Origin of the sequence: Microbacterium sp. NPDC056044 (assembly GCF_042267145.1) — a bacterium.
Classification (GTDB): Bacteria; Actinomycetota; Actinomycetes; order Actinomycetales; family Microbacteriaceae; genus Microbacterium.
This window is the reverse complement of record NZ_JBHJWZ010000003.1, coordinates 457,213-482,538: the sequence shown is the minus strand read 5'-3', so window position 1 is coordinate 482,538 and position 25,326 is coordinate 457,213. Positions and strand designations below refer to the sequence as shown.

Annotated in this window: 28 protein-coding genes; 13 read left to right on the top strand and 15 right to left on the bottom strand. The window is 72.9% G+C overall.

The window, feature by feature from the left end; all coding sequences use genetic code 11:
• The first annotated feature begins 28 nt into the window (after positions 1-28).
• Together ACFC1I_RS11095 and ACFC1I_RS11090 are read left to right on the top strand one after the other, a co-directional pair.
• A complete protein-coding gene (locus tag ACFC1I_RS11095; protein ID WP_376008910.1) occupies positions 29-658 on the top strand; it encodes a TetR/AcrR family transcriptional regulator in 630 nt (209 codons plus the stop codon).
• A 65-nt stretch (positions 659-723) separates the two neighbouring features.
• Complete coding sequence (locus ACFC1I_RS11090; protein ID WP_376008908.1) at positions 724-1,557, top strand: aldo/keto reductase; 834 nt, start codon at positions 724-726, stop codon at positions 1,555-1,557.
• Between the two features lie 4 nt (positions 1,558-1,561).
• On the opposite strand, the gene ACFC1I_RS11085 is transcribed toward ACFC1I_RS11090, so the two are convergent.
• Together ACFC1I_RS11085 and ACFC1I_RS11080 are read right to left on the bottom strand one after the other, a co-directional pair.
• Positions 1,562-2,308 carry an SDR family oxidoreductase gene (locus tag ACFC1I_RS11085; protein WP_376008906.1) on the bottom strand — a complete coding sequence of 249 codons (747 nt, stop codon included), beginning with the start codon at positions 2,306-2,308 and terminating at the stop codon, positions 1,562-1,564.
• A 71-nt stretch (positions 2,309-2,379) separates the two neighbouring features.
• Complete coding sequence (locus ACFC1I_RS11080) at positions 2,380-3,123, bottom strand: SDR family oxidoreductase (protein WP_376008904.1); 744 nt, start codon at positions 3,121-3,123, stop codon at positions 2,380-2,382.
• Between the two features lie 97 nt (positions 3,124-3,220).
• On the opposite strand from ACFC1I_RS11080, the gene sigJ reads away from it, so the two are divergent.
• A complete protein-coding gene (sigJ, locus tag ACFC1I_RS11075; RefSeq protein ID WP_376008902.1) occupies positions 3,221-4,102 on the top strand; it encodes an RNA polymerase sigma factor SigJ in 882 nt (293 codons plus the stop codon).
• 46 nt (positions 4,103-4,148) lie between these two features.
• Positions 4,149-6,296 carry a S9 family peptidase gene (locus ACFC1I_RS11070; protein ID WP_376008900.1) on the top strand — a complete coding sequence of 716 codons (2,148 nt, stop codon included), beginning with the start codon at positions 4,149-4,151 and terminating at the stop codon, positions 6,294-6,296.
• Positions 6,297-6,332: 36 nt separating this feature from the next.
• Here the strand turns inward: ACFC1I_RS11070 and ACFC1I_RS11065 are convergent, their stop codons facing one another.
• Both ACFC1I_RS11065 and ACFC1I_RS11060 read right to left on the bottom strand, forming a co-directional pair.
• On the bottom strand, positions 6,333-6,518 hold the full coding sequence (locus tag ACFC1I_RS11065) for a DUF1918 domain-containing protein (RefSeq protein ID WP_045297722.1): 186 nt from the start codon (positions 6,516-6,518) through the stop codon (positions 6,333-6,335).
• A 69-nt stretch (positions 6,519-6,587) separates the two neighbouring features.
• Positions 6,588-6,812, bottom strand: a complete 225-nt coding sequence (locus ACFC1I_RS11060) for a hypothetical protein (protein WP_376008898.1) — start codon at positions 6,810-6,812, stop codon at positions 6,588-6,590.
• Between the two features lie 90 nt (positions 6,813-6,902).
• Between ACFC1I_RS11060 and ACFC1I_RS11055 the strand changes: the two genes are divergently transcribed.
• Entirely contained in the window at positions 6,903-7,820 is a 918-nt protein-coding gene (locus ACFC1I_RS11055; protein WP_376008896.1) for an aldo/keto reductase, read from the top strand.
• 7 nt (positions 7,821-7,827) lie between these two features.
• Here the strand turns inward: ACFC1I_RS11055 and ACFC1I_RS11050 are convergent, their stop codons facing one another.
• From ACFC1I_RS11050 to ACFC1I_RS11035, 4 genes are all read right to left on the bottom strand, one after another.
• Complete coding sequence (locus tag ACFC1I_RS11050; RefSeq protein ID WP_376008894.1) at positions 7,828-8,244, bottom strand: VOC family protein; 417 nt, start codon at positions 8,242-8,244, stop codon at positions 7,828-7,830.
• A gap of 106 nt (positions 8,245-8,350) precedes the next feature.
• A complete protein-coding gene (locus ACFC1I_RS11045; protein ID WP_376008892.1) occupies positions 8,351-8,629 on the bottom strand; it encodes a hypothetical protein in 279 nt (92 codons plus the stop codon).
• 51 nt (positions 8,630-8,680) lie between these two features.
• The gene (locus tag ACFC1I_RS11040) at positions 8,681-9,688 is read right to left on the bottom strand and encodes a DNA-3-methyladenine glycosylase family protein (protein WP_376008891.1); all 1,008 of its coding nucleotides are present in this window, start codon (positions 9,686-9,688) and stop codon (positions 8,681-8,683) included.
• Between the two features lie 51 nt (positions 9,689-9,739).
• Positions 9,740-10,492, bottom strand: a complete 753-nt coding sequence (locus tag ACFC1I_RS11035) for a winged helix-turn-helix domain-containing protein (RefSeq protein ID WP_376008889.1) — start codon at positions 10,490-10,492, stop codon at positions 9,740-9,742.
• A 518-nt stretch (positions 10,493-11,010) separates the two neighbouring features.
• On the opposite strand from ACFC1I_RS11035, the gene ACFC1I_RS11030 reads away from it, so the two are divergent.
• The 4 genes from ACFC1I_RS11030 to ACFC1I_RS11015 all read left to right on the top strand — a co-directional run bounded on the left by ACFC1I_RS11030 (position 11,011) and on the right by ACFC1I_RS11015 (position 12,715).
• Positions 11,011-11,304 (top strand): GNAT family N-acetyltransferase, encoded by a 294-nt coding sequence (locus ACFC1I_RS11030; protein ID WP_376008887.1) that lies wholly within the window; start codon positions 11,011-11,013, stop codon positions 11,302-11,304.
• 99 nt (positions 11,305-11,403) lie between these two features.
• Positions 11,404-11,640 carry a hypothetical protein gene (locus tag ACFC1I_RS11025; RefSeq protein WP_376008885.1) on the top strand — a complete coding sequence of 79 codons (237 nt, stop codon included), beginning with the start codon at positions 11,404-11,406 and terminating at the stop codon, positions 11,638-11,640.
• A complete protein-coding gene (locus tag ACFC1I_RS11020; protein WP_376008883.1) occupies positions 11,640-12,242 on the top strand; it encodes a hypothetical protein in 603 nt (200 codons plus the stop codon). The genes ACFC1I_RS11025 and ACFC1I_RS11020 overlap by 1 nt, the downstream gene beginning before the upstream one ends.
• A 56-nt stretch (positions 12,243-12,298) precedes the next feature.
• Positions 12,299-12,715 carry a DUF1622 domain-containing protein gene (locus ACFC1I_RS11015; RefSeq protein WP_376009367.1) on the top strand — a complete coding sequence of 139 codons (417 nt, stop codon included), beginning with the start codon at positions 12,299-12,301 and terminating at the stop codon, positions 12,713-12,715.
• A 12-nt stretch (positions 12,716-12,727) separates the two neighbouring features.
• On the opposite strand, the gene ACFC1I_RS11010 is transcribed toward ACFC1I_RS11015, so the two are convergent.
• From ACFC1I_RS11010 to ACFC1I_RS10995, 4 genes are all read right to left on the bottom strand, one after another.
• On the bottom strand, positions 12,728-12,943 hold the full coding sequence (locus ACFC1I_RS11010; RefSeq protein ID WP_376008881.1) for a hypothetical protein: 216 nt from the start codon (positions 12,941-12,943) through the stop codon (positions 12,728-12,730).
• A 110-nt stretch (positions 12,944-13,053) separates the two neighbouring features.
• The gene (locus ACFC1I_RS11005; RefSeq protein WP_376008879.1) at positions 13,054-13,785 is read right to left on the bottom strand and encodes an alpha/beta fold hydrolase; all 732 of its coding nucleotides are present in this window, start codon (positions 13,783-13,785) and stop codon (positions 13,054-13,056) included.
• A gap of 3 nt (positions 13,786-13,788) precedes the next feature.
• Entirely contained in the window at positions 13,789-14,349 is a 561-nt protein-coding gene (locus tag ACFC1I_RS11000; RefSeq protein ID WP_376008877.1) for a hypothetical protein, read from the bottom strand.
• 77 nt (positions 14,350-14,426) lie between these two features.
• Positions 14,427-14,900, bottom strand: a complete 474-nt coding sequence (locus ACFC1I_RS10995) for an 8-oxo-dGTP diphosphatase (protein ID WP_376008875.1) — start codon at positions 14,898-14,900, stop codon at positions 14,427-14,429.
• 112 nt (positions 14,901-15,012) lie between these two features.
• Here ACFC1I_RS10995 and ACFC1I_RS10990 point away from each other — a divergent pair, with 112 nt between their 5' ends.
• From ACFC1I_RS10990 to ACFC1I_RS10980, 3 genes are all read left to right on the top strand, one after another.
• A complete protein-coding gene (locus ACFC1I_RS10990) occupies positions 15,013-16,176 on the top strand; it encodes an exonuclease SbcCD subunit D (protein WP_376008873.1) in 1,164 nt (387 codons plus the stop codon).
• A complete protein-coding gene (locus ACFC1I_RS10985; RefSeq protein WP_376008871.1) occupies positions 16,173-19,190 on the top strand; it encodes an AAA family ATPase in 3,018 nt (1,005 codons plus the stop codon). Before ACFC1I_RS10990 ends, ACFC1I_RS10985 begins: the two co-directional genes overlap by 4 nt.
• A 155-nt stretch (positions 19,191-19,345) precedes the next feature.
• Positions 19,346-20,203 carry an SGNH/GDSL hydrolase family protein gene (locus ACFC1I_RS10980; RefSeq protein ID WP_376008869.1) on the top strand — a complete coding sequence of 286 codons (858 nt, stop codon included), beginning with the start codon at positions 19,346-19,348 and terminating at the stop codon, positions 20,201-20,203.
• A gap of 18 nt (positions 20,204-20,221) precedes the next feature.
• On the opposite strand, the gene ACFC1I_RS10975 is transcribed toward ACFC1I_RS10980, so the two are convergent.
• Entirely contained in the window at positions 20,222-20,779 is a 558-nt protein-coding gene (locus ACFC1I_RS10975; protein WP_376008867.1) for a nucleoside phosphorylase, read from the bottom strand.
• 69 nt (positions 20,780-20,848) lie between these two features.
• Between ACFC1I_RS10975 and ACFC1I_RS10970 the strand changes: the two genes are divergently transcribed.
• Complete coding sequence (locus tag ACFC1I_RS10970; RefSeq protein ID WP_376008865.1) at positions 20,849-22,399, top strand: MFS transporter; 1,551 nt, start codon at positions 20,849-20,851, stop codon at positions 22,397-22,399.
• Here ACFC1I_RS10970 and ACFC1I_RS10965 read toward each other — a convergent pair.
• Together ACFC1I_RS10965 and ACFC1I_RS10960 are read right to left on the bottom strand one after the other, a co-directional pair.
• Positions 22,371-23,855 carry a lipase maturation factor family protein gene (locus tag ACFC1I_RS10965; RefSeq protein WP_376008863.1) on the bottom strand — a complete coding sequence of 495 codons (1,485 nt, stop codon included), beginning with the start codon at positions 23,853-23,855 and terminating at the stop codon, positions 22,371-22,373. The genes ACFC1I_RS10970 and ACFC1I_RS10965 overlap by 29 nt on opposite strands.
• 4 nt (positions 23,856-23,859) lie before the next feature.
• A complete protein-coding gene (locus ACFC1I_RS10960; RefSeq protein WP_376008861.1) occupies positions 23,860-25,320 on the bottom strand; it encodes a phytoene desaturase family protein in 1,461 nt (486 codons plus the stop codon).
• Positions 25,321-25,326 lie beyond the last annotated feature (6 nt).

The window sequence follows — 25,326 nt, the reverse complement described above, 5'->3', positions numbered from 1 at the left end:
TAGAGAAGATACCTATGCTGGCGAGACCATGTCAAGCACATCGTCACGGCCGCGCACCCGCAAGGCCCCCGCCGAGCGCGCCGCCGAGATCGTGGCCGCAGCCACCGCGATCGCCCGCGAGCACGGGCTCAGCGCCCTCACGCTGCGCGCCGTCGCCGAGCGGGCAGGGGTCGCCTCCGGCCTCGTCGCGCACTACCAGCCGTCCATGGACGACCTCGTCGCACGCGTGTACGCCGACCTCGTCGACGAGGAGGTGCGCGACGTCGAGCAGGTCGTCGGCGCCGTCGCCGACCCGGCCGCACGGCTCGGTGCGCTGATCGACACCCTCATGGACGGCGAGCGCGAGGAGCTCACCGTCGTGTGGGTCGAGGGCTGGGCGATGGCGCGCCGCAACGACGCCCTCGCGCGCGCGGTGCGGGCGCAGATGGAGCGCTGGCAGACCCTGGTCGAGGCGATCATCGAGGACGGCTGCCGCACCGGCGCCTTCTCGACCACCGAGCCCGGCGACGTGGCGTGGGAGCTCATCGGCATGATCGACGGGCTCAACGCGCAGTCCCTCGCCCGCGGCACCGACACGACCCGCTTCGCCGCGCGCACCGCCCGCGCGGCCGAGGCCCTGGTCGGCGCCCGCCCCGGATCGGTGCCGGTGTCGTCGTGACCCGCTCGCCACGCGAGATCGCGCGATAGCACCCCTCGGCGCCGGCTCAGGGCCAGGATGGAACCATGAGCGCGATCCCCACCGTGACCTTGAACGACGGCGCCTGGTTCCCCGAACTGGGCCTCGGCACCTACAACCTGCGGGGCGAGGAGGGGATCGCGGCCATCGTCGCGGCGATCGACTCCGGCTACCGCCTCCTCGACACGGCCGTCAACTACGAGAACGAACGCGAGGTCGGCGAAGCCGTGCGGCGCAGCGATGTCGACCGCGGCAAGCTGCTGGTCGCCTCGAAGATCCCGGGCCGCCACCACGGTCGGCAGGAGGCCATCGACAGCATCAAGGGCTCGCTCGATCTGCTGGGTCTCGACCGCATCGACCTGCAGCTCATCCACTGGCCGAACCCCAGCGTCGGCAAGTACGTCGACACCTGGCGAGGGATGATCGAGGCGCGCGAACTCGGGCTCGTGCGTTCGATCGGCGTCTCGAACTTCACCGAGGACCAGCTCACCGAGCTCATCGAGGAGACGGGCGTCGTGCCCGCCGTGAACCAGGTCGAGCTGCACCCGTACTTCCCGCAGGAGCAGCTGCGCGCGTTCCATGCGACGCACGGCATCCGCACCGAGAGCTGGAGCCCGCTCGCCCGCCGCAGCGAGCTGCTCACCGAGCAGATCCTCACGGAGCTCGCGACGGTCTACGACGTCACTCCGACGCAGATCGTGCTGCGCTGGCACACGCAGCTCGGCAGCACGCCGATCCCCAAGTCGGCCGATGCCGATCGGCAGCGTGAGAACGCCGACGTCTTCGGCTTCGCCCTCACCGACGAGCAGGTCGCCGCGATCAGCGCCCTCGAGCGTGGTCGCCTGTGGGACGGCGACCCGAACACCCACGAGGAGATGTAGCGGCTCAGGCGTCGGGAAGCGCGTCCAGCCACTCGGCGAACGTCTGCGTCCCGCGGAGCGCTTCGGGGCCGGGCAGCAGTGCTCCCGAGCGGAAGGCGCGGCCGAGAGCGCCGGGGGTGTTCACCACGGGGACCGGCGCGCGGTGGCCGATCGCATGCGCGTAGCGATGCACCATGTCGGCGAGGCTCTCCTCCTGCGGGCCGGCGAGGTCTCTCGCGCGTCCCGCAGGCCCCTGCTCGGCGAGATCGACGAGGTGTGCGGCGACCTCGTGCACGGCGACCGGCTGCACCCGGCCGGCCGGAGCGACGTGGGCGCCGGCGTGACCGCGGTGGTACATCATCGCCGCGTACTCGTGGAACTGCGTCGTGCGCAGGATCGTCCACGGCACGTCGCCGCCGGCGACGAGCCGCTCCTGCACCAGCTTGCCGGCGTAGTAGCCGTCAGGCGCCGCCTCGGCGCCGACGATGGTGAGCACCAGATGGTGCGCGACGCCCGCCACGCGCCCGGCCGCGAGGAGGCTCTTCGTGGCGCCGGCGAAGAACATCACCGACACGTCCGGCTTCGCGGTCACGACGTTCGTGACGTCGATCAGTGCGTCGGCGCCGTCGAGCGCACCGGCGAGGCCCGCCCCGCTCAGCAGTTCGACCCCCGTGCGGCGTGACAGGACGACGACGTCGTGGCCGCGCTCGCGCGCGACCGCCGCGATATGGCCACCGGTCATGCCGGTGCCGCCCGCGATGGCGAGTCTCACGAGTCCTCCTGGGTGGCCCGTCCCCTGGCTCAGCGTAGACCTCCGACCGAGCCGGCCCCACGCAGAGCCGCTCAGCCGAGCGCGGCGAGCGACTCCGTGAAGGTCTGGGTGCCCAGCAGCGCGCCGGGGCCGGGCAGGGCGAGCCCCGACCGCATGCCCTTCATCTGCGGGCCGGGGAGACTCACTGAGGGGATCCAGCCGCCGTGACCGATGTGGCGCGCGTACGCCTTGACCATGTCGTCGAGGCGCTCCTCGCGCGGACCCGCGAAGTCGGCGGCGCGTCCCTGTGCGGGGCCGGCCGCCAGCGCCGCCAGCCGCGCGCCGACCTCGCGGGCGGCGACGGGCTGCACCCGCGCGCGCGGCGCGACGTGCAGCGGGCCGACCTTCGCCTGCGCGAACAGCTGCGCCGCGAACTCATGGAACTGTGTCGCCCGCAGGATCGTCCACGGCACGGGCGACGCCTCGACCACGCGCTCCTGCGCGATCTTCCCGGCGTAGTAGTCGTAGGGCATGCGGTCGACGCCGACGATCGACAGCAGCACCACGTGACGCACGCCTGCCCGCTCGGCCGCCGTGATGAGATTGCCCGTCGCGGTCTCGAAGAACCGCACGGCGGCGTCCGCCTTCAGCGTCGAGACGTTCGCGGTGTCGACGACCGCATCGACGCCGGCGAGCGCCGCGTCGAGACCCGACCCCGTGATCAGATCGACCCCGCTGCCGCGGCTGAGCACGACGGCGTCGTGCCCGTTCGCGCGCACCGCCTCCACGACGTGGCTTCCGACGACGCCTGTTCCTCCGGCGACCGCGATCCTCATGGCATTGCTCCTCTCGTCCCGCCCGATGCGGGTGCTTTCGATACACCGACGACGCAGCGCGCCAGAATGTGAGCAGAGCCGAGAAGAAGGGGAACGGATGCTGCCACCCGACGAGGTCGAGAGTGAACGCCGCGCCCTGCTGGGCCTCTGCTACCGCATGCTCGGCACCGTCGCCGACGCCGAGGACGCCGTGCAGGAGACCTACGTGCGCTGGTACCGGCATACCGACGAGGAGCGGGCTGCGATCCGCAATCCCGCTGCCTGGCTGACCCGCGTGGCGGGTCGCGTGTGCCTCGACATGCTCGGCTCGGCCCGCGCCCGACGCGAGCGCTACGTGGGGGAGTGGCTGCCGGAGCCCGTTCCGCAGGACTCGGTGCTCGCAGCATCCATTCCTCTCGATCCGATCGATTCCGTCACGCTCGACGACTCGGTCTCGATGGCCCTCCTCGTCATGCTCGAGTCGCTGACGCCCGCGGAGCGCGTCACGTTCGTGCTGCACGACGTGTTCGGCGTGCCGTTCGCCGAGGTCGCCGAGACGGTGGGGCGGAGCCCCGACGCCGTGCGGCAGCTCGCGTCGCAGGCGCGGCGCCGCGTCCGCGAGCACCGCACCGGTGCCGCCTCGCGGGAGGAGCACGATGCCGTCGCCCGGGCCTTCGCCGCTGCGACCGCCACGGGGGATCTCGACGCCCTGGTCGCGGTGCTCGATCCGGGAGTCGTGCTGCGCTCCGACGGCGGCGGCCGCGTGTCGGCGGCGCTGCGACCGGTGCGCGGCGCCGACCGGGTGGGCCGGTTCCTCCTCGGCCTGCCGCGTCTCGAGCCCGACGCGGTGCTCGTTGCGATCGAGACGCCCGACGGGCTCGGCTTCCTCGCGACGCTCGACGACGAGCCGAGCGCACTGGTCTCGCTCGAGGTGCGCGACGGCCGGATCACCGACGTCTTCATCATGCGAAACCCCGACAAGCTCACGCAGTGGAGCTGACGGCGGCTCGTTCCACCGGCCGGAAGGCGTCGGTTAGCGTGGAGCCATGGCGACCCCCTCGAACCCCACCCCCTTCGATTCGCTGACCGACTACATCGCCCTTCCCCGGGTGGAGGCGCTGGCGCTCTCGCCCGACGGCACGACCGCCGTGCTCACGGTCGCGGCGCTCAAGAAGGACGGCACCGGCTACGACCGGTCGCTCTGGGCGGTGCCGGCGACGGGCGGCGGCACGCCCCGCCGTCTCACACGGTCGGCGAAGGGCGAGGCAGGAGCGGCGTTCACAGCGAGCGGCGACATCCTGTTCGTGTCGGCCCGCCCCGACGCCGAGGGCGACGCCGACGACGAGTCGGGCCAGCTGTGGCTGCTGCCCGCCGTCGGCGGCGAGGCCCGTCCCGTGACGCGGCTCGCGGGTGGCGTCGACGGCATCGCCGCGACGGCCGACGCGTCGGCACGGCTCGTGATCGCGGCCTCCCTGCTTCCCGGCGCCGACACGCTCGAGGCTGAGGCGGCGCTGCGCGCCAAGCGCAAGGAGAAGAAGGTGTCGGCGATCCTGCACGACACCTACCCCGTGCGCTACTGGGACCACGACCTCGGCCCCGCCGAGCCGCACCTCCTCGCCCTCGACATCGACGCCCTCGAAGACACCATCGCGGCGGCGGTCGCCGAGGCGGCGGCGGAAGACGCGGCGGAGACGGATGCCTCGGCCCCCGGCACAGACGCAGGCGCAACAGCATCCGTGTCCGCTGTGAAGCCGTACCCCGCGACGCTGCCGCGTCCGCGCGACCTCACGCCGAAGCCCGGCCGCTCGCTCGACCACACGGCCGCCGCGCTCACGCCGGACGGCGCCACGCTCATCGCGTCGGTGCAGCGCCAGGAGGCGCGCGGCGGGCGCAGCACGATCGTCGCGATCGACGTGGCGTCGGGCGAGCGCACGACGCTGTTCGACGAGGCGCGCGTCGACTTCGAGGCGCCGGCCGTGAGCCATGACGGCGCCTCGATCGCGTTCGTGCGCTCGGCGAAGGCGACGCCCGCCGGCCCGAGCGACGTCGAGGTGTGGGTATCGGCGATCGACGGGGCGGGCGCGCGGCGGCTGGCCGACAGCTGGGACCGCTGGCCGAGCCAGCTCGCCTGGGACCACGACGACGCCGCGCTCATCGTGGCGGCCGACGACAACGGCCGCGGCCCGGTGTTCCGCGTCCCGCTCGACGGCGGTGCGCCGGTGCGCCTCACCGACGACGACTTCGCGTACGCGCAGGTCTGCGTCGACCGCACCACGGGCGACCTCGTGGCGCTGCGGTCGTCATGGGTGGTGCCGCCGCACGCCGTGCGCATCGCGCGCGACGGCGCCGTGACCGTGCTCGCGACCCCGGCGCCGGCCCCTGCCGCGCCCGGCTCGATGACCGAGGTCGAGACCACCGCCGAGGACGGCGCACGGGTGCGCGGCTGGCTGCTGCTGCCCGAGGGGGCGTCTGCGGAGGCACCCGCGCCGCTGCTGCTGTGGATCCACGGCGGTCCGCTCAACAGCTGGAACGCATGGAGCTGGCGCTGGGCGCCGCTGCTCGCCGTCGCCCGCGGCTACGCGGTGCTGCTGCCCGACCCCGCGCTCTCGACCGGCTACGGCCTCGACTTCATCGCGCGCGGCTGGAACAGCTGGGGCGGCAAGCCCTACACCGACCTGATGTCGATCACCGACGCGGTCGAGGCGCGCGACGACATCGACGAGACCCGCACCGCCGCGATGGGCGGCTCGTTCGGCGGGTATATGGCGAACTGGGTCGCGGGGCACACCGATCGCTTCCGCGCGATCGTCACGCACGCGAGCCTGTGGGCCCTCGACCAGTTCAACGGCACCACCGACCTGTCGGTCTACTGGCAGGAGATCTTCACGCCCGAGGCGATGGCGGAGCACTCGCCGCACCGGTTCGTGGGCGACATCCGCACGCCGCTGCTCGTGGTGCACGGCGACAAGGACTACCGCGTGCCGATCGGCGAGGGCCTGCGGCTGTGGTCGGAGCTCGCCGAGCACCACGCTGACGAAGACGGCCGCATGCCGCACCGCTTCCTGTACTTCCCCGACGAGAACCACTGGGTGCTCAAGCCCCAGCACGCCGTCGTCTGGTACGAGACGGTGTTCGCGTTCCTCGGCGAGCACGTGCTCGGCGCAGAGCCGTCGCGCTACGAGCTGCTGGGCTGAGCCGGGCTCATCCGGCGACCGGGTCCGGTGCGCGTCTCAGGACGCGTGCCGGACTTCGCAGTCGCTTCCCGGCGACAGGATCGCCTCGTGCCCGTCGTCGTAGCGGACCACCAGCAGCGGGTTGTCCCCGGTGCCTCGGACCTCGATGACCTCACCCGCGCGCTCCACAGCACCGACGACGCGGCCGTGGATGATCACGCGATCGCCGACGCTCGCTTGCATGGCGGACCACCTCCTGGCGCTCACCATACGACGCGGCGGCGGCCGGGGGTAGGGGTGGGTGGGCTCCCGCTACAGCTGGGCGCCTTCGTCGTCGCGGTTCTCGAGCCCGACGTTGCGCCCGCGCCATGACTCGTACGCCATGAGCCAGCCGATCGACACGGCCGCCGCGAGCACGACGCCCAGCAGCACGTTGCCCCAGATGAGCCCGAAGACGATGCCCAGCGTGAACATGAGGGCGGTGCCGAGCGCCCAGCCCGAGTGGCCGCGCGTCCAGCCCTTCCGCGTCGTGGTCATGCCGCCAGCCTAGGGGTGCTCCCGAGTCCGAGGGGCGGCCCGCTCAGGCGGTCGCTAGGTTGGAGGTGACCCACACACGGAACGGACGCCATGACCCTCAACGTCAGCCCGGTCACTCTCGGCACCTCTCCGCTCGGCCGCGGCACCGAGCCCGGCTCCCCCGAGGAGCAGGCCGCCGTCGCCTTCGCCGAGCAGCTGTTCGAGAGCACCCACGCCTTCATCGACACCTCCAACAACTACGCCGGCGGAAGGTCCGAGGCGGTGCTCGGCCTCGCCCTCGCACGGAAGGGGACGGATGCTGCGACCCGCGTGATCTCGAAGGTCGACTGCGATCCCGAGACCGGCGCCTTCGACCGCGACCGCGTCCTGCGGTCGTTCGACGAGACGACCGCACGCCTGGGGGTGGATCGCCTTCCGCTGCTGCATCTGCACGATCCGTACACCGTCACGTTCGACGAGGCCGTCGGACGAGGCGGTGCGGTGGAGGGACTCATCGAGCTGCGCGAATCGGGTCGCGTCGACGCGATCGGCGTGGCAGCGGGGCCTGTCGGGATGATGGCGCGCTACGTCGGCACCGGGCTCTTCGACGCCGTGCTCATCCACAACCGCTTCACGGTCGTCGACACGACTGCCGCGCCGGTGTTCGCCGATGCCCGCGAACGCGGCATGACCGTGTTCAACGCGGCGCCGTTCGGAGCCGGCATCCTCGCCACCGGCACACGGGAGGGCGCGATGTACGGCTATCGCCCCGCGACGCCCGAGCTGCAGGAGTGGGTGTCGCGTCTCGAGCGCGTCGCCGCCGCCTTCGGGGTCAGCCTTCCGGCGGTGGCGCTGCATTTCTCGCTGCGCTCGCCGCTCGTGGACTCCACCGTCGTGGGCATCTCGTCGTCGCAGCGTCTCGCGCAACTGGACGAGCTCGTCGCCACGCCGATCCCCGACGAGGTGTGGACCGAGCTCGAGGCGCTCGGTCCCGCCCCGTCACCTGTCGACGACAGCGAGTACGCGTGAGCGCGGCTCAGCCCTGCTGCGCGTTGACCGCGACCATCCAGTCGATGCCGAAGCGGTCGGTGAGCATGCCGAACTTGCCGCCCCACGGCGGGGTGTCGTAAGGCATCGTGATCGTGCCGCCGTCGGCGAGCTTGTCCCAGAAGCCCTGCAGCGAGGCCTCGTCGTCGCCGCTCACCGAGACCGAGATGCCGGCCGGCTTCTCGTAGTTCATGCCGCTGGGCGTGTCGGAGCCCATCAGCACGAAGCCGTCGGGGCTGGTGAGCTGCGCGTGCATCACGAGGTCGTTCTCGGAGGGATCCTGCACCATTCCCTCGTACTGGCCGAACGTCGAGATGTCGAGGTCGCCGCCGAACACGCTCTGGTAGAAGGTCATCGCGTCTCGGGCTTCGTTCTTGAAAGAGAGATACGGGTTGAGGCTGGGCATGTCGAACTCCTGAAGTGGGTGGTGGATGCCGCGCCCGGCCGCGTGGCGCGTCCCAGTGTCGTCGTGGCCTCCGACATCCACAAGAGACCGCCGCGCATGCCCCGGGTCAGGAAGCGAGCTCGATGGTGATGCGCCCGCGGCGGATCACGCCGGGGCCGTCGCCGGGCGTCGGCGCCGGTGCGGGGATCTCGGTCTGCGCCTCCCAGACGGCACGTGCCTCCGCCGCAGACGGGGCGAACACGGCGTCGATCGCACCGATGCCGCCGCTCGACACCGGGAGCCCGTTGCGCTGGCGGCGGCGGGTGTCGGCGCGCGAGAGCATGAGCGCGAAGGGCATCGCGAACAGCAGCGCCAAGAAGGTCCACATGATGACGGCCGCGAACATGAGGCGAGCCTACGCGCGGAGCCGGGTCGCAGCAGCGGCTCGGCTCGAGATTCAGCGGTCGCGGTGGTCCTCAGGATGCAGGCGCGCACCGCGGCGGGGCTCGCGCACCCCGCTGGCCCCGATCAGCCGGATGACCCGCTGACGCTGACCCGGCCACGCGGCCAGGAGCCGCAGCATCCCATCGTCGTCCGTGCGATGGCCGGCCAGCGCATAGCCGACCTCGTGCGCCAGGTGGTAGTCGCCGACGCTCACGGCGTCGGCGTCGCCGAGCGCGCGGATGCGGGTCTCGGCGGACGTCCACGGGCCGATGCCCGGCTGGCTGAGGAGCACCCGGTCGACGGCTTCGCCGTCGTCGGCGTCCGCCACGGTGCGCACAATGGCGGCGCCCCGACGTGCCGCGCGTACGACGGTCTTCGACTGCGGCGGCTCGAGACCGGCGCGGTGCCACACCCATGACGGCACATGCTGCCAGCCGTCGATGGTGGGCGGGGCGAACATGGGCTCCGGCGTCGGGCCGGGGGCGCGCTCGCCGCACCATGTGACGACGCGCCGCCACGCGCCGAACGCCTGCATGCCCGTCACCTTCTGCTCGAAGATCGCGCTGACCAGCGCGTCGAAGACGAGGTCGGTGCGCGAGAGGCGCAGGCCGGGGTTGCGATGGTGGGCGTCGGCGATGAGGGGATGCCGCGACGCGTCGAAGTCGCCGGCATCGTCGTCGGCGCCGCACAGGGCCGGAAGCTGCGCGAGCGCCCATTCCCGGCCGGGACCCCAGGCCGCGCCGCGGATCACGCCGGGATGCGTCTCGCGGATCGCGAGCGTCGCGATGCCCGCGGGCGTGCGGCTGACGCGCCAGATCACGGTGCCCGACACCGTCATGGTCGGGTCGCCGGCTCCGTGGCGCTGGTACAGCACGGTGCGGCGGAGATCGAGCGGATGCCGCGGCCGGTACTCCGTCTCGAGGGGCCGGCCGTAGTCGGGCCGGGGATCGCGGGTCGCGGCCCGCGGACCGAAGCGCTCGGCATCCCTCGTCCGAGGGACGCGCGAGAGCGAGGTGGTCATGCCGCCCACCCTACGCCGAGGCCTCCGACATCGCGGTGCGAGGAACCTCGATCAGAAGCGGTCGGGCGAGGGGGTGCCGTGGCCGTAGCGGATGACGACGTCGGCGTGGCGGTCGAAGCGGTAGCCGACGCCGCGCACGGTGCGGACGATGTCCTCGTAGCGGCCGAGCTTGGCGCGGAGGCGGCGCACGTGCACGTCGATGGTGCGCTCGCCCGGGGCGTCCTCGTCGGTGGCGCCCTGCCAGAGCGAGGTCACGAGCTCGGTGCGCTCGATCGTGCGGCCCTCGCGCAGCACGAGGTACTGCAGCAGCTCGAACTCCTTGAACGTGAACGCGGCCGATTCGCCGTCGATGAGCACGCGCTTGCGCGAGATGTCGACGACGACACCGCCCGAGGCGGGCTCTTCGTCCTCGGGCTCTTCCTGCTTGGTGCGGGCGACGGCCGAAGGCTCGTGCAGGGCGAGGCGCACGACGTCGACGTCGCGGCCGCCCGAGCCGACCGGCGCGAGGGCGACGGTGGCATAGGTCTCGGCGGACGGGGCCAGCTCGGCCAGCGTGCGGCGCAGGGCGTCGACGAGGACGCCGAGGTTCACGCCGGAGGCGGCGGCCTTGGCCTCGTCGATGCCCACGTAGAGGGCGAAGCCGCGCGGCGCGGTGCCGGCGGGAAGGGCGCGACCGGCGGGGGGCTGCGCGGGCTCGGGAGTCGGGGCCGTCGGCGCCTCGACGGCGACCGGGTGGTTCACGGCGCGGAGGTGACGGACGGGGGCGGCGGTGGTGGGACGGTCGAGGAGAGCGGTGGTCGACATGACGATGGTCCTTGCGGGAGGAACCCGGGTGGCGGAGCCGGGTTGAATGATGTGCTGCGGCCCTGGTCGTCGGTGGCGAGAAAGGCCGTAGGCCGGTGGAGGCCTGTGCCCGACGTTGGGCGGTGTGCGAAGCGGGTCCGGGTGCGCGTGATCGACGCACAGACGGGTGCTTCGGGGGACTCCGTACGATCCGTGTTCAGAAGCGGAGGGGGAGTCCGACGGGGGTCACCGTGCTAGTGGCACATTCGACAACACATGGCAACGCGACCGGCCATCATCATGCCGGCAGTCCTGTTCGCCTCCCGGGCGGACAGATACAGCGCGTTGTCAGTCATGAGCCCGATTATTACCGACTTTGTCCAAAAACGTCAAATCGCACGGGTTCTGAGCCCAGATCGTTTCCGAATGTGACAGATTGCTCAGTCCCACGTGACATGAGACCGAGTCCCGGCTGGGCGATCACTGCGACATGCCTCCGGACTCGTCCCGGCGCGTCGCCGCGGGCGTAGCCTGTGGGCGTGACCGAGCTCCGCTTCACCAAAGAGACCGACGCCTCGCGGTACACCCTCCACCGCGGCGACGACCTGGTGAGCGTGCTGGACTACCGCGACGACGGTCGCACCGTCGTCATGACGCGCGCCTATACGATCCCGACGTTCCGCGGGCACGGATATGCCGGCGAGCTCGTCGAGCGCGCGGTCGACGAGCTCGAGGAGCGCGGCGATCGCAAGGTCATCCCGGTGTGCTGGTACGTCGCGGACTGGTTCGATGCGAATCCCTCGCGCCGCGGCATCCTGAATCCCCGTCCATAAGAGGGGGCACGCGCGTCGACACCGGCGGCTGCCCTTGTCAACCCCATGTCGCCGTGCGCCCCGCCGGCGGAGGCTGGGGGAGGACGAGAGGAGCACGCCATGGATCGCGATCGAGCACGCCACGACCTCCCGGACGGTGTCGTGAACGCCGACCCGCCCGGCGGCTGGGAGCAGGTGGACGACACCGCGGCGCGTGAGCGCACGGCCGCGGTGAGCGAGGCCGACCTGCTCACCGACGCCGCGCTGCAGCCGGACGACCCCGTCGAGGGGGAGGCGGCCCGGCAGGGCGCGGACCCCGACATGGTGACCGACAGCGACAGAGGGGAACAGCCCTGATGAGCACGACAGGCAACGAGTACGAGCAGCCGGGGGTCAACTACCCCGACCGCGAGAACGCCGCAGGTGCGGAGGGTACGCCGGCGCCGGGCGAGCCGGTGCGGGACGACGCCCCCGCCGCGCCTCCCACGCTGGGCGAGCCGGCACCGGATGCGAAGGATGCCGCTTCCGCGACGGGCGATCCGGGTCAGGCCGACGCCGAGCCCGCGGCACCCGCGTCGCCCCCGCCGACCCACGAGGCGGTCGGCATCGGGGTCGTGGAAGACGGCACCGATCACCACGGCCAGGACGGCGCCCGCGACACCCAGACCGCGGGCGAGGCGCAGCGCACCCCGGGAGCTCTCGGGACCGAACAGGAGCAGCGCTTGCCGGCGATGGCGCAGAACAACGCCTCCGACATCGACAAGGTGGCGGGCATCGTCGCGCAGACGCGGCAGGACGTCGGCACCGAGCCCTTGGAGAGCATCGCGCACGTGCTGCGCCAGCGGCTCACGCAGTCCGGCATCGAGCTGCCGGAGAACGACGTCGAAGAGCTTGCGCGGCAGGTGTCCGTCGGCGACACCGACGACCCCGCGCACCCGCGGCGCGAGACCGCGGGCTGACACCGCGATTCCGCCACCGATGTGCACGCGCCCGGCCCTAGGCTGGGCGCGTGCACATGGAGGAGGTGTTCACCGCCGTCGCCGTCGGATTCGAGGCGATCGGCGCCGCCGCCATGATCGTCGGCTTCGTGATCGCGCTCGTCCTCGGCGGCCGCTCGCTCGCCCGGCGTGAAGGCGGGCAGCAGGCGTTCACCACTCTGCGTACGACGCTCGGGGGCGCGATCCTCCTGGGGCTCGAGGTGCTCGTCGCCGCGGATCTCATCCGCACGATCACCTCGAAGCCGTCGCTCGAGGACGCGGCCATCCTGGGGCTCATCGTCCTCATCCGGACCATCCTGTCGATCTCGATCCAGATCGAGATCGAGGGCACGCTCCCGTGGCGTCGCGCACTCGTGCGCAGCGGTGGTCAGGTGATCGGCGACGCGGTGGCGAAGGATCGCGCGGCACAGCGGGCCGCCGACGCGGCCCCCTGACCTCGACCGCAGCTAGGCGACGGCGCAGACCGCAGGATCGTGCTCCGCGACGCGCAGCCCGATCGGCCGGGCCCACGCGACGCGCTGCGGGCGGGTGACCCCGCGAGACGGGCGACGCGAGGCGACAGCGGTCTTCCGCTCGCGGATGGAGGCGAGGATCGCGTGCTCGCGATCTCGCGACCAGGTGTCGTGGCGGTACTGCTGTTCGGCGGCGTATACAGCGAACATGGTTTCCTCCGTTGGTTCCGACAGTGTGAAACCTACGCGGGGGTTCCGACATTGCCGGGTGCGACGGGGATGGCAGGATTCCGCCGCGACGCGGCAGTCGTGAGCGCCTGCTACGCCGATCGGGCGAACTCGCGGATCAGACGCGCGGCGGGCGCAGCATCCCGGATCATCGTCTCGTGACCGTGATCGGGCACCTCGGCCAGCCGCCCGTCGGGCAGGGCGTCCGCGACGTCGCGGCACCAGGCGTGCGGCGCCACGAGGTCGTCCTCTCCCCGCACCACCAGCGCGGGCGCGTGCACGACGGGCAGCACGTCTTCGGGGCGGTGGCGGAGCATCGCCCGGAACTTCGCGCGCAGCCGCGGCCCGGCGCGGACGTACTCGCGCGCCCCGAGGGCGATCACCTTCGGGCTCTCGACGGCGATGTCGCGCAGCAGCCGCCAGAGCTGGCGCGGCGCCGTCCGGGCGGACGGATCCACCGTGGGGCCGATCAGCACGATGCGATCGACCACGGCGGGATGGCGCACCGCGACCTCGAGTGCGACCTGCGCGCCCATCGAGTGGCCGATCACCACCCCGGGCGTGCGTACGCGCGCCCGGAGGTAGGCGGCGACCAGGTCGGCCGTGCGCTCGATCGTCAGCACGCGCCGGGGCTCGGGCGCCTCGCCGTAGCCGGGCAGATCGAACGCGACGACCTCGCCGTCGCCGAGGTGACGCTCGAGGTCGGCGAAGACGCTGCGGCCCATGCCGATGCCGTGGATGAGCACGTACACGCGATCGCCGTGCCCCCGTCGCTCGGCGACCAGCGTCGCGCCGGCGTGCGCGAACCTCTCGACGTCCGCCATGGATCAGGCGGCGCCCGGCTGGTCGCGAAGTCCCACGCGGTCGGGGATGTCGAACTGCACGCGCGGCAGCCAGGTCGCGGGCTCCGGCCACGCGCGGGAGCTCGGGAGCGTACGCAGCCTCGCGCGCAAGGCGGTGCCGGATGCCTCGACCGGGAGCACGCGCGACGGCGCATGGTGGGCGAGCGCCCCGAGCCACCAGTGCCGCCACGTGCCTTCGATCGCCTCGGGACCCGCGACGACGTAGTAGTCGGGCATCACGGCCTCGCCGGACGCGAACAGGGACAGCAGCGCACCGACCTCGGCTTCGAGCGAGCCGAGCGTGGCGCGCTCCTCGTACAGCTCGACCCAGGCCGACGCCACGTGCTCGAGCGGGTCGGCGTCGTGGACGACGTAGGGCATCGACACCGAGGCGACGAGGTGCGCCGCGACGGCCGGGTCCGCCTCGCGCAGCGACAGCGCGACGAGCGCGGGAACGTCGGCGAGGCCGGTCAGGAGCTCGTCGCTGTCGGCTCCGACGAGCGCCACCACGGTCGATCGCGGAGCGGTGTCTGCGTTGTGCGCCATGTTCCACGATACGTCCGGCGGCAGGCCGTGGGGAGGGCGCACCGCCGGTGGCCTGCCGGATCGGGCGCGCACTCCGCTCACTCCACGGTGAGCACCACGGTCGCCAGGTCGGCGCCGAACGTGAACCGCGCGTCGACGGTGCCGCCGCGGAGCACGCCGGGCAGCCACCGCGAGGCGTCGTCCCACATGTGCGCGAAGGGGAGGGTGTCGAGCGGGTACCACCGCGGCGTCATCCCGTCTCTCTGGACCGGCTCGCCCTGCCACCGCCGGCACACGAACACCGTCGTCCGCTGCGACCACGCCCGCCGGGTGGGGAAGTGGTACTCGACCGTTCCGGCGGGATGGAGATCGGATGCCTCGACCCGCACGCCGACCGCTCTGCGGGCCTCGCGCACGGCGGCCTCGTCGGCGCCCTCGCCCTGGTCGACCCAGCCGCTGATCCCGATGACCTTGCCCTGGCCGAGACCGGTCAGCTTGCGTCCCAGCAGCACCTCGGCGCCCTGCGGCCCGCGGCGCAGCAGGAACACCACGCAGACCTCGGGCAAGGACATGCGTCGAGGGTACGCGCCGCTTGCGCGGTGAACGCGCTCACACCCCGGTGGTTCGCGGGGTCCGCGGCCTGCCTCGCGGGCGATGTCGGGGGCCGAACGTACCGTGTTGAGCATGCGGATCCTGCACACCTCGGACTGGCACATCGGGCGGTCGTTCCACGGCCACTCCACGCTCGATGCGCTCCGCGGCGTGCTCGAGGCTCTCGTCGCGCAGGTGCACGAGCACGACGTCGACCTCGTGATCGTGGCGGGCGACGTGTTCGACTCGGCGACCCCCGCCGCGGGCGCCTACACGCTCCTGACCGACGCGCTGCGGGGTCTCGCCGACGCCGGCGCGACGGTGGTCGTGACGAGCGGCAACCACGACTCCGCGGCCCGGCTCGGCTTCCAGGCCGGCCTCCTCCGCGACGGCGTGCACGTCATCACCGATCCCGTGACGATCGGCACCCCGGTCACCGTCCACGACGAGCACGGTCCCGTGCACGTCTACGGCATCCCGTATCTCGAGCCGGTGCTCCTGCGCGGCGCCTGGCCCGGCGTGCGCACGCAGGCCGATGTGCTCGCACACGCCATGGAGCTGGTGCGGGCGGATGCCGCGACCCGGGCCGGTCGCACGATCGCGGTCGCGCACTGCTTCGCGGCGGGGGTCGAGCCGACGCCGCACCTCGAGCGCGACATCCAGCAGGGCGGTCTCGACATCGTGCCGCTGTCGACCTTCGACGGCGTGGACTACATGGCGCTCGGGCACATCCACGGGCGTCAGCAGCTCTCGCCGGGCGTGCGCTACGCCGGCGCGCCCCTGCACTACAGCTTCGACGAGGGCCACAAGCCGCGCGGGTCGTGGCTCGTCGAGCTCGGTGCCGACGGCCTCGGGCCCGACCCGCTCGACCGCGTCGAGTGGCTGCCGCTGCCGGTGCCGCGCACGCTCACCACCCTCACGGCGACCCTCGACGAGCTGCTCGCCGACGAGCGCTACGCCGCGCACACCGATGACTGGGTGCGCGCCGAGTACACGGATCCGCTGCCGCAGCGCGACCCGATGCGGCGCCTCCTCGCACGGTTCCCGTTCTGCGCCGAGGTGCGCCACGCACCGGCTGCCACGCGCACCGACGACGCCCGCACGTACGCCGAGCGGGTGCGCGCCGCGCGCAACGACGCCGAGCTCGTCGACGCCTTCCTCGCGCACGTGCGCGAGGGCGAGGGCGCGTCCGCCCGCGAGGCCGAGCTCGTCGGCGAGCTGCTCGACGAGCGCGCACGGGTGGAGGCGACCGCGTGAGGCTGCACCGCCTCGAGCTCACGGGGTTCGGGCCGTTCCGCGAGAAGCAGAGCGTCGACTTCGAGGCGTTCGAGCACGACGGCATCTTCCTCATCGCCGGCCGCACCGGCGCGGGCAAGTCGAGCATCCTCGACGGCGTGTGCTTCGCCCTGTACGGCAGCGTGCCCCGCTACGAGACCGGCGACAAGCGCCTGCGCAGCGACCACTGCGAGCCCGAGGACGCGACCGAGGTGCGTCTCGAGTTCACGGTCGGCGACCGCCGCTGGCGCGTCACCCGGGCGCCCGAGTACCAGCGGCCCGCGCGCCGCGGCGGCGGGCTCACCGCCGAGCCCACGCGCGCCGAGCTCGAAGAGCTCGTCGACGGCGCCTGGATCGGGCGGGCCGGCAAGCCCCGCGACGTCGGGCTGTTCCTCGACGAGGTGCTCGGGCTCAACGCGCAGCAGTTCCAGCAGGTGATCCTGCTCGCGCAGAACCGGTTCTCGAGGTTCCTCCTCGCCTCCGGCACGGAGCGGCAGTCCCTGCTGCGCGCCCTGTTCGGCACGCGCCGCTACGAGGAGTACGCCCGCGAGCTGGGCGAGCGCAGCAAGGCGGCGCAGCACGAGCTCGACGCACTCGGCGAGCGGGCACGCACCCTGCTCGATCAGGCCGAGCGCCTGATCGCCGCGCACGAGCTGGTGCCCGCCGACGGTGCCGACGTCGCGGCGACGACGCCGCCGCTCGACCTCGCCGCCCGGCGCGCGGCGGTCGATCTGGGCCAGCAGCGCGCGTCGTACCGCCTCGACACGCTCACGCGCGAGCGGGCCGACGCCGATGACGCCCGCACGATCGCGGAGGCGGCGCACGCCGAGCGGGTGGCGCTGGCGAAGGCGCAGGCCGAGCTCGGCCGTGCGCGCGACCGGCTCGCCTCGCTCGAGGAGGCCGCTCCGCAGATCTCGGTCGATCGGCGCCGCCTCGATCGCGCGCGGACGGCCGAGGTGCTCCGGGCCCCCCTCGAGGCGGCGCAACGCGCCGACCGTGTCGCCGCGGCCGCCGCGAACCTGACCGTCTCGGCCGATACGGCCTGGGCCCGGGCGATCGCGGGCACAGACCACGCGGACACCGACGATCTCGCCGCGCTGGTCGAGCGCCTGACCGGCGAGCTCGCGGTGTGGACCGCCGCGCTCGTGCACGAAGCCACCCTCGTCGACGGCGGCGCGCGGATGACGGATGCCGCGGCCGAGGTGGTCAGGCTCGAGACCGACATCGTCGCCCTCGACGCCCAGCGAGCACAGGTGCCGGCCGAGCTCGAGCGGATCGACGCCGAACTCGAGACGGAGCGCGAGGCGGCGTCCCGCCGCGAACCGGCGCAGGTCCGTCACGACGAACTCACTGCGCGCGTCGCCGCCGCAGTCGAGGCCGAAGGGCTCGCCGACGCGCAGCGCGCGGCCGAGCTCGTCCACCGCGACGCGGCTGCCGCGGCAGCGGCCGCGGCCGCCCGCGTCGCCGAACTGCTGCAGCTCCGGCTCGACGGGTACGCGGGCGAACTCGCGACGACGCTGGTCGACGGCGAGCCCTGCGCCGTGTGCGGCGCGACAGCGCACCCGTCGCCCGCAGCGCTCGCCGACGAGCCGGTGACCGACGAGATCCTCGAGGCGGCGGAGACCCAGCGGGACGCGGCCGCCCGCCACGAGCGCGCCGCAGCGGACGCGGCGAAGGGCGCGCGCGAACGCCATGCGGCGGCCGCCGCCCGCGCGGGAGGCGAAGGCACGGAACCGCTGCGCGAGCAGCTCGCCGCGGCCGCCGTCGACCTCGCTGCCGCCGAGCGGGCTGTGGGACGCCGCGATGCCCTCGCCGCACAGCGAACCGAGCTCGCCGCGCTCGACCTCGAAGCGGAGACCTCTCGGGCGACCCTCGCCGACCAGCTGGCCGACGCGCGCACGCGGATCGCCGCGCTGCAGGAGCGCGTGGCCGCGGCCCGCGAGGCGGTGGAGGCGGCCCGCGGAGACCACGCCAGCGTCGGCGACCGCGTCGCGCACGCCACCTCGATCCGCGATGCGGCCCGCGCGGCCGCCGATGCGCGCGCCGATGCCGAGCGCGCGTCGACGCTGGCCGCACAGGCGCGGGCCGACGTCGACGACAGGGTCGCAGCATCCGTGTTCGCCGATACTGCCGAGGTGAGCGCCGCGCTCGCCTCGCCCGGTGAGATCGAGGCGCTCGCCGAGCGGGTCTCGGCGCACGACACACAGCTCGGCGCCGCACGGGCGCGCATGCTCGAGCTCGAGCTCGAACTCGCGGGCGCCCCCACCGAGCCCGTCGACACGCACGCGTCGCAGCAGGCGCTCGCCGCCGCCGACACGGCGCGCACGGCGGCGCTCCGTGCCGAGAGCGACGCGAGCACCCTCGTGGCAGGCCTCCGCGACCTTGCGCTGCAGATCGACCAGGCGTACGCCGGGGTCGCCGCGCGTGCCGCCGATGCGGCGGCCATCGCCCGGCTCGCCGACACCGTCGCGGGCCGCGCCCCGAACACGATGAAGATGGACCTCGAGACCTTCGTGCTCGCCGCCGAGCTCGAAGAGATCGTGGCCGCAGCGAACCTGCGGCTGAGCGACATGTCGTCCGGGCGCTACCGTCTGCAGCACACCGACGCGCGCGCCGCGCGCGGCGCCGCCTCGGGGCTCGGCCTCGAGATCATGGACGCCTTCACGGGTCAGTCCCGCCCCGCACAGTCGCTGTCGGGCGGCGAGACCTTCCTCGCGTCGCTCGCCCTCGCGCTCGGGCTCGCCGAGGTCGTCACCGCCCGCGCGGGCGGGGTGCGGCTCGACACCCTGTTCGTCGACGAGGGCTTCGGCTCGCTCGACGAGGAGACGCTCGACCTCGCGATGCGCACCCTCGACGAGCTGCGGCAGGGCGGACGCACCGTGGGCGTCATCAGCCACGTCGCCGCGATGAAGGAGCAGCTGCCGGCGCAGCTGGCCGTCGAGGCGACGCCGGCGGGGCCGAGCGTGATCCGGCAGGACGCCGTCGCCCGCGTCTGACCCCGGTACTGCCCCACTGTCGTCGACGCGATGCGCGGGTGTATCGTTCGCGCAGATCGCTCCCTGGGGAATTCGCGATCCCGCCCGACCGCCGGCGCCTGTCCGGCCGCGGCCGTTCGCCGCGCCCTCCTGTTACGACGACGTACGGAGTCGACATGCGTTCCACCACCCGGGCGCGCCGCGCCCTCGCCGCGATCGCGGCATCCGCTCTCCTGCTCACCGGCACGCTCAGTGCCGCGTCCGCCGCGCAGGCCGCACCGCCCGCGTCGGCCGTCACCCGCATGGCGGCCCTGGGAGACTCCATCACCCAGGCCGCGATGACGTGCTCGAGTCTGACGTCGTGTCCGACGAACAGCTGGTCGACCGGCTCGACGGTCTCGGTCAACTCGCATCTGCTGAGGCTGCGGGCCGCCGGGGCGACGGGCCTCGTCAACACCAGCGTCTTCAACGACGCGAAGTCCGGCGCCGGGTCGTCGGCGCTTCCCGCGCAGGCGCAGACAGCCGCCGGTCAGGGGGCGCAGTACGTCACGATCGAGATCGGCGCGATCGACGCGTGCACCCGGACGGTCGCGCAGATGACGCCGACCGCCCAGTTCACGACGAATGTGAGGACGGCGCTCGCCACCCTCGCCGCGAGTTCGGGGTCACCCGAGATCTTCGTCGCGAGCATCCCGAGCCTGCAGCGCCTCTACGACATCAACAAGTCGAGCCTGTCGGCGCGTCTCGCCTGGTCGCTGCTCGGCACCTGCCAGTCGATGCTCGCCAATCCGAGCAGCGGGGCGGCCGCCGACGTGGCGCGGCGGACGATGGTGCAGCAGCGCGTGAACGAGTTCAACCAGGCGCTGTTCGATGCCTGCACGGCGACGCCCAAGTGCCGGTTCGACGGATTCGCGGTCGCGAACTATGCGTTCGCGAAGTCCGACATCTCGACGCGCGACTACTTCCACCCCTCGCTGTCTGGGCAGGCGACGCTGGCCAACCTCACGTGGCAGCGGACGCAGTGGGTCTCATGAGCCGGGGGTGAGTCGGGCTCAGACGCCGTAGTCGGCACGGATGCGGTCGCGCAGCTGGTGACTGCAGGCCGTCACCGCGGTGCGCCAGTCGGTGATGGCGCCGTCCTGGGCACGGTCCGAGACGGCCTTCAGCACGCGGATCGGCACACCGAAGCGCTGCGCGACCCAGATGTAGGCGTAGGTCTCCATGTCGACGAGCCCGGCCCCGAGCGGGCGGATGACCTCCACCGCCTCGGAGTCGTCGACGAAGTGGTCGCCGGTCGCGATGGTCACGCCGTCGGCGTCGAGCTCGACGCGCGCCGGCAGTGACACGTGCTGGCCCACGATGCCGTCGATGTCGGTCACGTCGTGCTGCACCGCTGCCGAGATCTCGTAGACGGATGCCTCGAGCCGGGCATCGATCGCCCCCGCGGTGCCGACCACCACGATCTCGTCGTAGGCGGTCGCGTCGAGTGCGCGGGTGAGCGCGTAGGTGGCCTGCAGCTTGCCCGGACCGGTGACGAGCCGGTCGAATCCGTCGAGGTCGTCGGGGAACGCGACGAGCTCGGAGGCGAGGGCGGCGACGAGGAGTCTCACCCCTCCATCATGTCCCGCCCCGCGCTGTTTCCGCCCGGCACGCCGGGGAACGGGTTTAGCCTGGGCAGGATGACCGAGCCACAGCCGATGCCGCAGACCTCCTCGAGCACGGCGCGCGCCGTGCCGGCCACGACCGCGGTCATCCCGCTCTCGCACGGTGCCCGGTGGCGCGCCTTCTGGGTCTGCGTCGCGGTCGCGGCGATCACGATCCTCGACATGACGAAGGTCAATGTCGCACTCCCGTCGATCGGCGAGGTGCTCGGCGCGAGCTCGACCCAGCTGCAGCTGATCGTGTCGGGCTTCGTGCTGACATTCGGACTCGTGCTGGTGCCGATGGGGCGTCTCGGCGACCAGCGCTCGCGCCGCCTGCTCTTCATCGTGGGGCTGTCGCTGTACACCGTCACGAGCGTGCTCTGCGCGCTCGCGCCGACCGCTGAGATCCTGCTGGTCGGACGGCTGCTGCAGGGCGTGGCGGCCGGCATCCAGATGCCCCAGGTGCTGGGCATGGCGCAGGAGCTGTTCCAGGGCAAGGAGCGTGCCCGCGCGTTCGGCCTCTTCGGCGCGACGATCGGCATCGCGACGGCCTTCGGCCCGACCCTGGGCGGCCTGCTCATCGCTCTCGGCGGACCGACCGACGGCTGGCGGCTCATCTTCTGGATGAACGTGCCGCTGTGCCTCGCCGCGATCGGGCTCGCGCTGTGGCTGCTGCCCGACACCCGCACCCGGTCGCAGCGCAAGGTGCAGCTCGACCCCGTCGGGGTGCTGCTGTTCGGCGCGAGCGTCATCTCGCTCATGTGGCCGTTCCTCTTCACGACGGGTGCGCCCACCGACAACCCGGCGCGCTGGTGGCTGCTCGTCGCGTTCGCGCTGTTCGCGTCCGCGTTCATCGCGTGGGAGCGCCGGTACGCGGCGCGCGGCCGCAACCCGCTCATTCCGCTCGGGCTCTTCCGCATCACGTCGTACCGCAACGGCACGCTCCTGCAGACCGCGTACTTCACCGCAGCGCCGGCTCTGTTCCTCCTGACGACGCTGTTCCTCCAACTCGGCCTCGGCCTCGCGCCGGTGTACGCCGGCATGGTGTCGATCGGCTTCGCGCTCGCCTCGGCCATCACCTCGTGGATCGGCGGCAACCTCGTCAGCACCCACGGCCGCGTGGTCGTGGTGTGGGGCCTCGCCGGCATGCTGCTGTGCGTCGGCGGGCTGGTGCTCACGGCGCTCTACACCGATCCCGTGTGGACGCCGTACATCGCCGCCGCCGTCATGACCCTCGGCGGCGCCGGTGGTGGACTCGTCATCGCGCCGAACCAGGCGCTGACGCTCGGCGACATCCCGGTCAAGCAGGGCGGCCTCGCCGGTTCGGTCGGCCAGCTCGGCCAGCGCATCGGCGCCGCGGTCGGCACGGCTGTCGCCCTGTCGCTGTTCTACGCGGCGATCTACCGCGAGTCCGGCACGCACGACGACCTCGTCGTGTACCACGACGCGTACGCGTTCGGGATGCTGTCGGTCGCGGTGTTCCTCGCGCTCGCGTTCCTCGTGGCCATCGTCGACCTGACCGCGCGCCGCACCGCGCGCGAGCGCCGCAAGGCGGCCGTCAGCGGCGCAGAGACGCCGGTCCCATGACCTCGCGCGGGCGGTCGCGCACCCACCGCGCGTGCGTCTCGCGGAACTCCGCGCGCGTTGTGAAGCGGTAGCGGTACGACACCGCCCGCACCCAGCGCGGCCTCTCGCCCGCGAACGGGTCGTGCGCGAGCAGGCGCAGGGTCGCGGCATCCGCTTCCAGAAGCCGCACCAGGAATGCGGTGAACCAGTCGTCCAGCGAGCGCCCGAGCGGCAGGAACCACATCAGCCAGTCCAGGCGCAGGTGATACGGCGCGAACTGCCGCGGGAGGCGGTGCACGTCGCCGGGCTTGCCCTTGAACGAGTACTCGTGCCACGTGGCGGCGTCGGGGTCGTCGTCCATCGTGCCTTCGACGACGATCTCGATGCGCTCCTTCGTGACCGTGCCGAACGCGCCGTACGCGTTGGCGAGCTGCCATCGGTTGAACGAGGCGTTCATGAGCTGCCGCTGGGCGAAGAGGTTCTGCAGCGGCCGCCAGCTGAGCACGAGGTACAGCACGCCGACCGCGCACGTGATGACGAGCCAGTACAGCGGGATCCCGTCGATCACGCCGGGTGGAACGGATGCTGCGGCCCGGTGCTCTGCGCCGAACCCCGGCACCCCGATCGCCGAGAAGGCGAGCACGATGGTCATCCAGTTGAGCCACGCGAAGTTGCCCGTGAGGACGAGCCACGCCTGTGTCGCGATCACGATCGTGGCGGCGACCGCCCCGACGATCGCGGGCACCGGTCCCGGCAGGAACAGCCCGACGATCGGCGCGAACAGGAACCACGGTACGACGAGCTGCGCGAAATGGTTGCCGAGCACCTCGCCCTTGTGGAACCAGCGGGGGAGGAGGTGCGCCTGCCGGCTGAGCGGCCCCGGCATCGGCTGCGTCTCGTGGTGGTAGGTGAGCGCGGTGAGGTCGCGCCACTCGCGACCGCCGCGGATCTTGATCATGCCCGCGCCGAACTCGAGCCGGAACACCAGCCACCAGAACAGCACGATCACGACGACCGGCGGCGGCTGGTCGTCCGAACCCAGGAACGCGGCGAGGAAGCCGGCCTCGAGCAGCAGCATCTCCCAGCCGAAGCCGTAGAAGGTCTGCCCGATCGACGTGATCGACATGTAGCCGAGCCACAGGGCGAGGAAGCACAGCATCGGCACCCACGGCGGACCGAGCTGCGGGATGCCGGAGACCAGCGCCGCGGCGATCACGATGCCGGACCCGCACAGGGCGACGAGGCGCCGGTCGGTGTACCGGGTATAGCGGAACAGGGTGGGGCGCAGCATCCGTGCCCCTCGTTTCGAGGTGCGCACCCACTCGAGGAGCTCCGGCGCGGGAAGGAGGCCGTGCTCGCCGAGGAGCGGACGGAATTGGTTCAGCGACGAGACGAACGCGACGACGAACAGCGCCGCGACGCCCCGCTGCAGCACCTGACGAGCGAACTCGAAGTCGACCGCGGCGAAGCCCTCCATGGGGTCACGCTCCGAAGAGGTCTCCGAGCTCGTGGCGCCGGCCACCGTCGTGCAGCGCCTGCCGTGCGGCGTACCAGCCGGGCATGCCCGTGACGCCGGGGCCCGGTGGCGTCGACGCCGACGCGAGGTAGACGCCGCGCAGCGGGGTGCGCCACGGCGTCGGGGAGACGACGGGTCGCCGCAACGCCTGCGCGAAGGTGAAGGCGCCACCGAGGATGTCGCCGCCGATGTCGGCCGGGTTGTAGGCCGCGCGCTGGGCGGCGGTCATCGCGTGGCTCGCCATGATGCGATGCCGGAAGCCCGGCGCGAAGCGCTCGACCTGCCGCACTACGGCCTCCGTCGGGTCGAACGTCGAGCCCGCGGGCACGTGGATGTACGCCCACAGCACCTGCTTGCCGGCGGGGGCGCGCGTGCCGTCGAGCACGCTCGGCTGCACGGCGAGCACGTACGGGCGCTCGGTCACGCGGCCCTGCGCGACCGCGTTCTCGCTGGCCTCGATCTCCTCCCGCGTGCCGCCGAGGTGCACGGTGGGGGCGAGGGCGACGTCGGGGTGCGCCCACGGGACCGGTCCGTCGAGGGCGAAGTCGACCTTCGCGGCGGCGGGGCCGTAGCGGTAGCGACGGACCGCCCGGGCGTAGCGGGCGGGGAGACCGGGGTGCGTGAGGAGGAGGCGCGGTGTGGTGTCGAGCAGCAGGAGGTCCCCGGCATCCGGATCGCCCCATTCGAGCCCCTCGAGCGTGTCGATCCGCCTGCCCGTCTCGACGACGCCGCCGTGGGCATGGAGGTCGGCGGCGAGCGCATCGGCGATGCTCTGCGCGCCGCCGCGGGGGAAGGCCCAGCCGTCGGCGGAGTGGGCGTGCGCCGCGAGGAACAGCCCCGAGGCGGCGGCGCCGAGCGACGGCAACGAGGTGTTCGCGTGCGCGAACACGCCGGCGAGCAGTGCGTTGGCCTCCTCGGTGCGGAACGTGCCGCGGCCCAGCGGCGTGCCGAGCTGCAGCGCGCGCAGCCCGAACCGGACGGTGGTGATGGGATGCTTCGGCCACCGCAGCAGCTGCGCTCCGGTGAAGTCGACCACGCCGCCGAGGTGGCGGCTGAGCGGGCGCAGCACGCCGCGCCACGCGCGCCCGTCGGGGCCGAGCGCGTCGGCCGTGCGTTCGATGTCGCGCCACGCGATCGCGGCACGGCCGTCGTCGAGCGGCTGCGCGTAGGACGCGAGCGGGTGGATCCAGCCGACGCGGTCGTGGATGCCGAAGGCGCGGAAGAACGGCGACGACAGGGCGGCGGGCTGCACCGCCGAGCAGACATCGTGCCGGAAGCCCGGGAGGGTGAGCGGCGACGTGCGGACTCCGCCGCCGATGGTCGAGGCGGCTTCGAGCACCCGCACCTCGTACCCTGCGCGGGCGAGCGCGACCGCCGCCGACAGCCCGTTGGGTCCGCTGCCGATCACCGTCGCGCGCCTCGCCATGGGGTC

Coding starts and splice junctions, on each gene's coding strand:
- ACFC1I_RS11050 (WP_376008894.1), bottom strand. CDS start 8,244: ATGCCCAGCCTCAACCCGTATCTCTCTTTCAAGAACGAAGCCCGAGAC.
- ACFC1I_RS11060 (WP_376008898.1), bottom strand. CDS start 6,812: ATGACCACGACGCGGAAGGGCTGGACGCGCGGCCACTCGGGCTGGGCG.
- ACFC1I_RS11055 (WP_376008896.1), top strand. CDS start 6,903: ATGACCCTCAACGTCAGCCCGGTCACTCTCGGCACCTCTCCGCTCGGC.
- ACFC1I_RS11045 (WP_376008892.1), bottom strand. CDS start 8,629: ATGTTCGCGGCCGTCATCATGTGGACCTTCTTGGCGCTGCTGTTCGCG.
- ACFC1I_RS10980 (WP_376008869.1), top strand. CDS start 19,346: ATGCGTTCCACCACCCGGGCGCGCCGCGCCCTCGCCGCGATCGCGGCA.
- ACFC1I_RS10995 (WP_376008875.1), bottom strand. CDS start 14,900: ATGTCCTTGCCCGAGGTCTGCGTGGTGTTCCTGCTGCGCCGCGGGCCG.
- ACFC1I_RS11025 (WP_376008885.1), top strand. CDS start 11,404: ATGGATCGCGATCGAGCACGCCACGACCTCCCGGACGGTGTCGTGAAC.
- sigJ (WP_376008902.1), top strand. CDS start 3,221: ATGCTGCCACCCGACGAGGTCGAGAGTGAACGCCGCGCCCTGCTGGGC.
- ACFC1I_RS10990 (WP_376008873.1), top strand. CDS start 15,013: ATGCGGATCCTGCACACCTCGGACTGGCACATCGGGCGGTCGTTCCAC.
- ACFC1I_RS11095 (WP_376008910.1), top strand. CDS start 29: ATGTCAAGCACATCGTCACGGCCGCGCACCCGCAAGGCCCCCGCCGAG.
- ACFC1I_RS11005 (WP_376008879.1), bottom strand. CDS start 13,785: ATGGCGGACGTCGAGAGGTTCGCGCACGCCGGCGCGACGCTGGTCGCC.
- ACFC1I_RS11090 (WP_376008908.1), top strand. CDS start 724: ATGAGCGCGATCCCCACCGTGACCTTGAACGACGGCGCCTGGTTCCCC.
- ACFC1I_RS11040 (WP_376008891.1), bottom strand. CDS start 9,688: ATGACCACCTCGCTCTCGCGCGTCCCTCGGACGAGGGATGCCGAGCGC.
- ACFC1I_RS10965 (WP_376008863.1), bottom strand. CDS start 23,855: ATGGAGGGCTTCGCCGCGGTCGACTTCGAGTTCGCTCGTCAGGTGCTG.
- ACFC1I_RS11035 (WP_376008889.1), bottom strand. CDS start 10,492: ATGTCGACCACCGCTCTCCTCGACCGTCCCACCACCGCCGCCCCCGTC.
- ACFC1I_RS11080 (WP_376008904.1), bottom strand. CDS start 3,123: ATGAGGATCGCGGTCGCCGGAGGAACAGGCGTCGTCGGAAGCCACGTC.
- ACFC1I_RS11010 (WP_376008881.1), bottom strand. CDS start 12,943: ATGTTCGCTGTATACGCCGCCGAACAGCAGTACCGCCACGACACCTGG.
- ACFC1I_RS11070 (WP_376008900.1), top strand. CDS start 4,149: ATGGCGACCCCCTCGAACCCCACCCCCTTCGATTCGCTGACCGACTAC.
- ACFC1I_RS10970 (WP_376008865.1), top strand. CDS start 20,849: ATGACCGAGCCACAGCCGATGCCGCAGACCTCCTCGAGCACGGCGCGC.
- ACFC1I_RS11020 (WP_376008883.1), top strand. CDS start 11,640: ATGAGCACGACAGGCAACGAGTACGAGCAGCCGGGGGTCAACTACCCC.
- ACFC1I_RS11015 (WP_376009367.1), top strand. CDS start 12,299: ATGGAGGAGGTGTTCACCGCCGTCGCCGTCGGATTCGAGGCGATCGGC.
- ACFC1I_RS11000 (WP_376008877.1), bottom strand. CDS start 14,349: ATGGCGCACAACGCAGACACCGCTCCGCGATCGACCGTGGTGGCGCTC.
- ACFC1I_RS11065 (WP_045297722.1), bottom strand. CDS start 6,518: ATGCAAGCGAGCGTCGGCGATCGCGTGATCATCCACGGCCGCGTCGTC.
- ACFC1I_RS10960 (WP_376008861.1), bottom strand. CDS start 25,320: ATGGCGAGGCGCGCGACGGTGATCGGCAGCGGACCCAACGGGCTGTCG.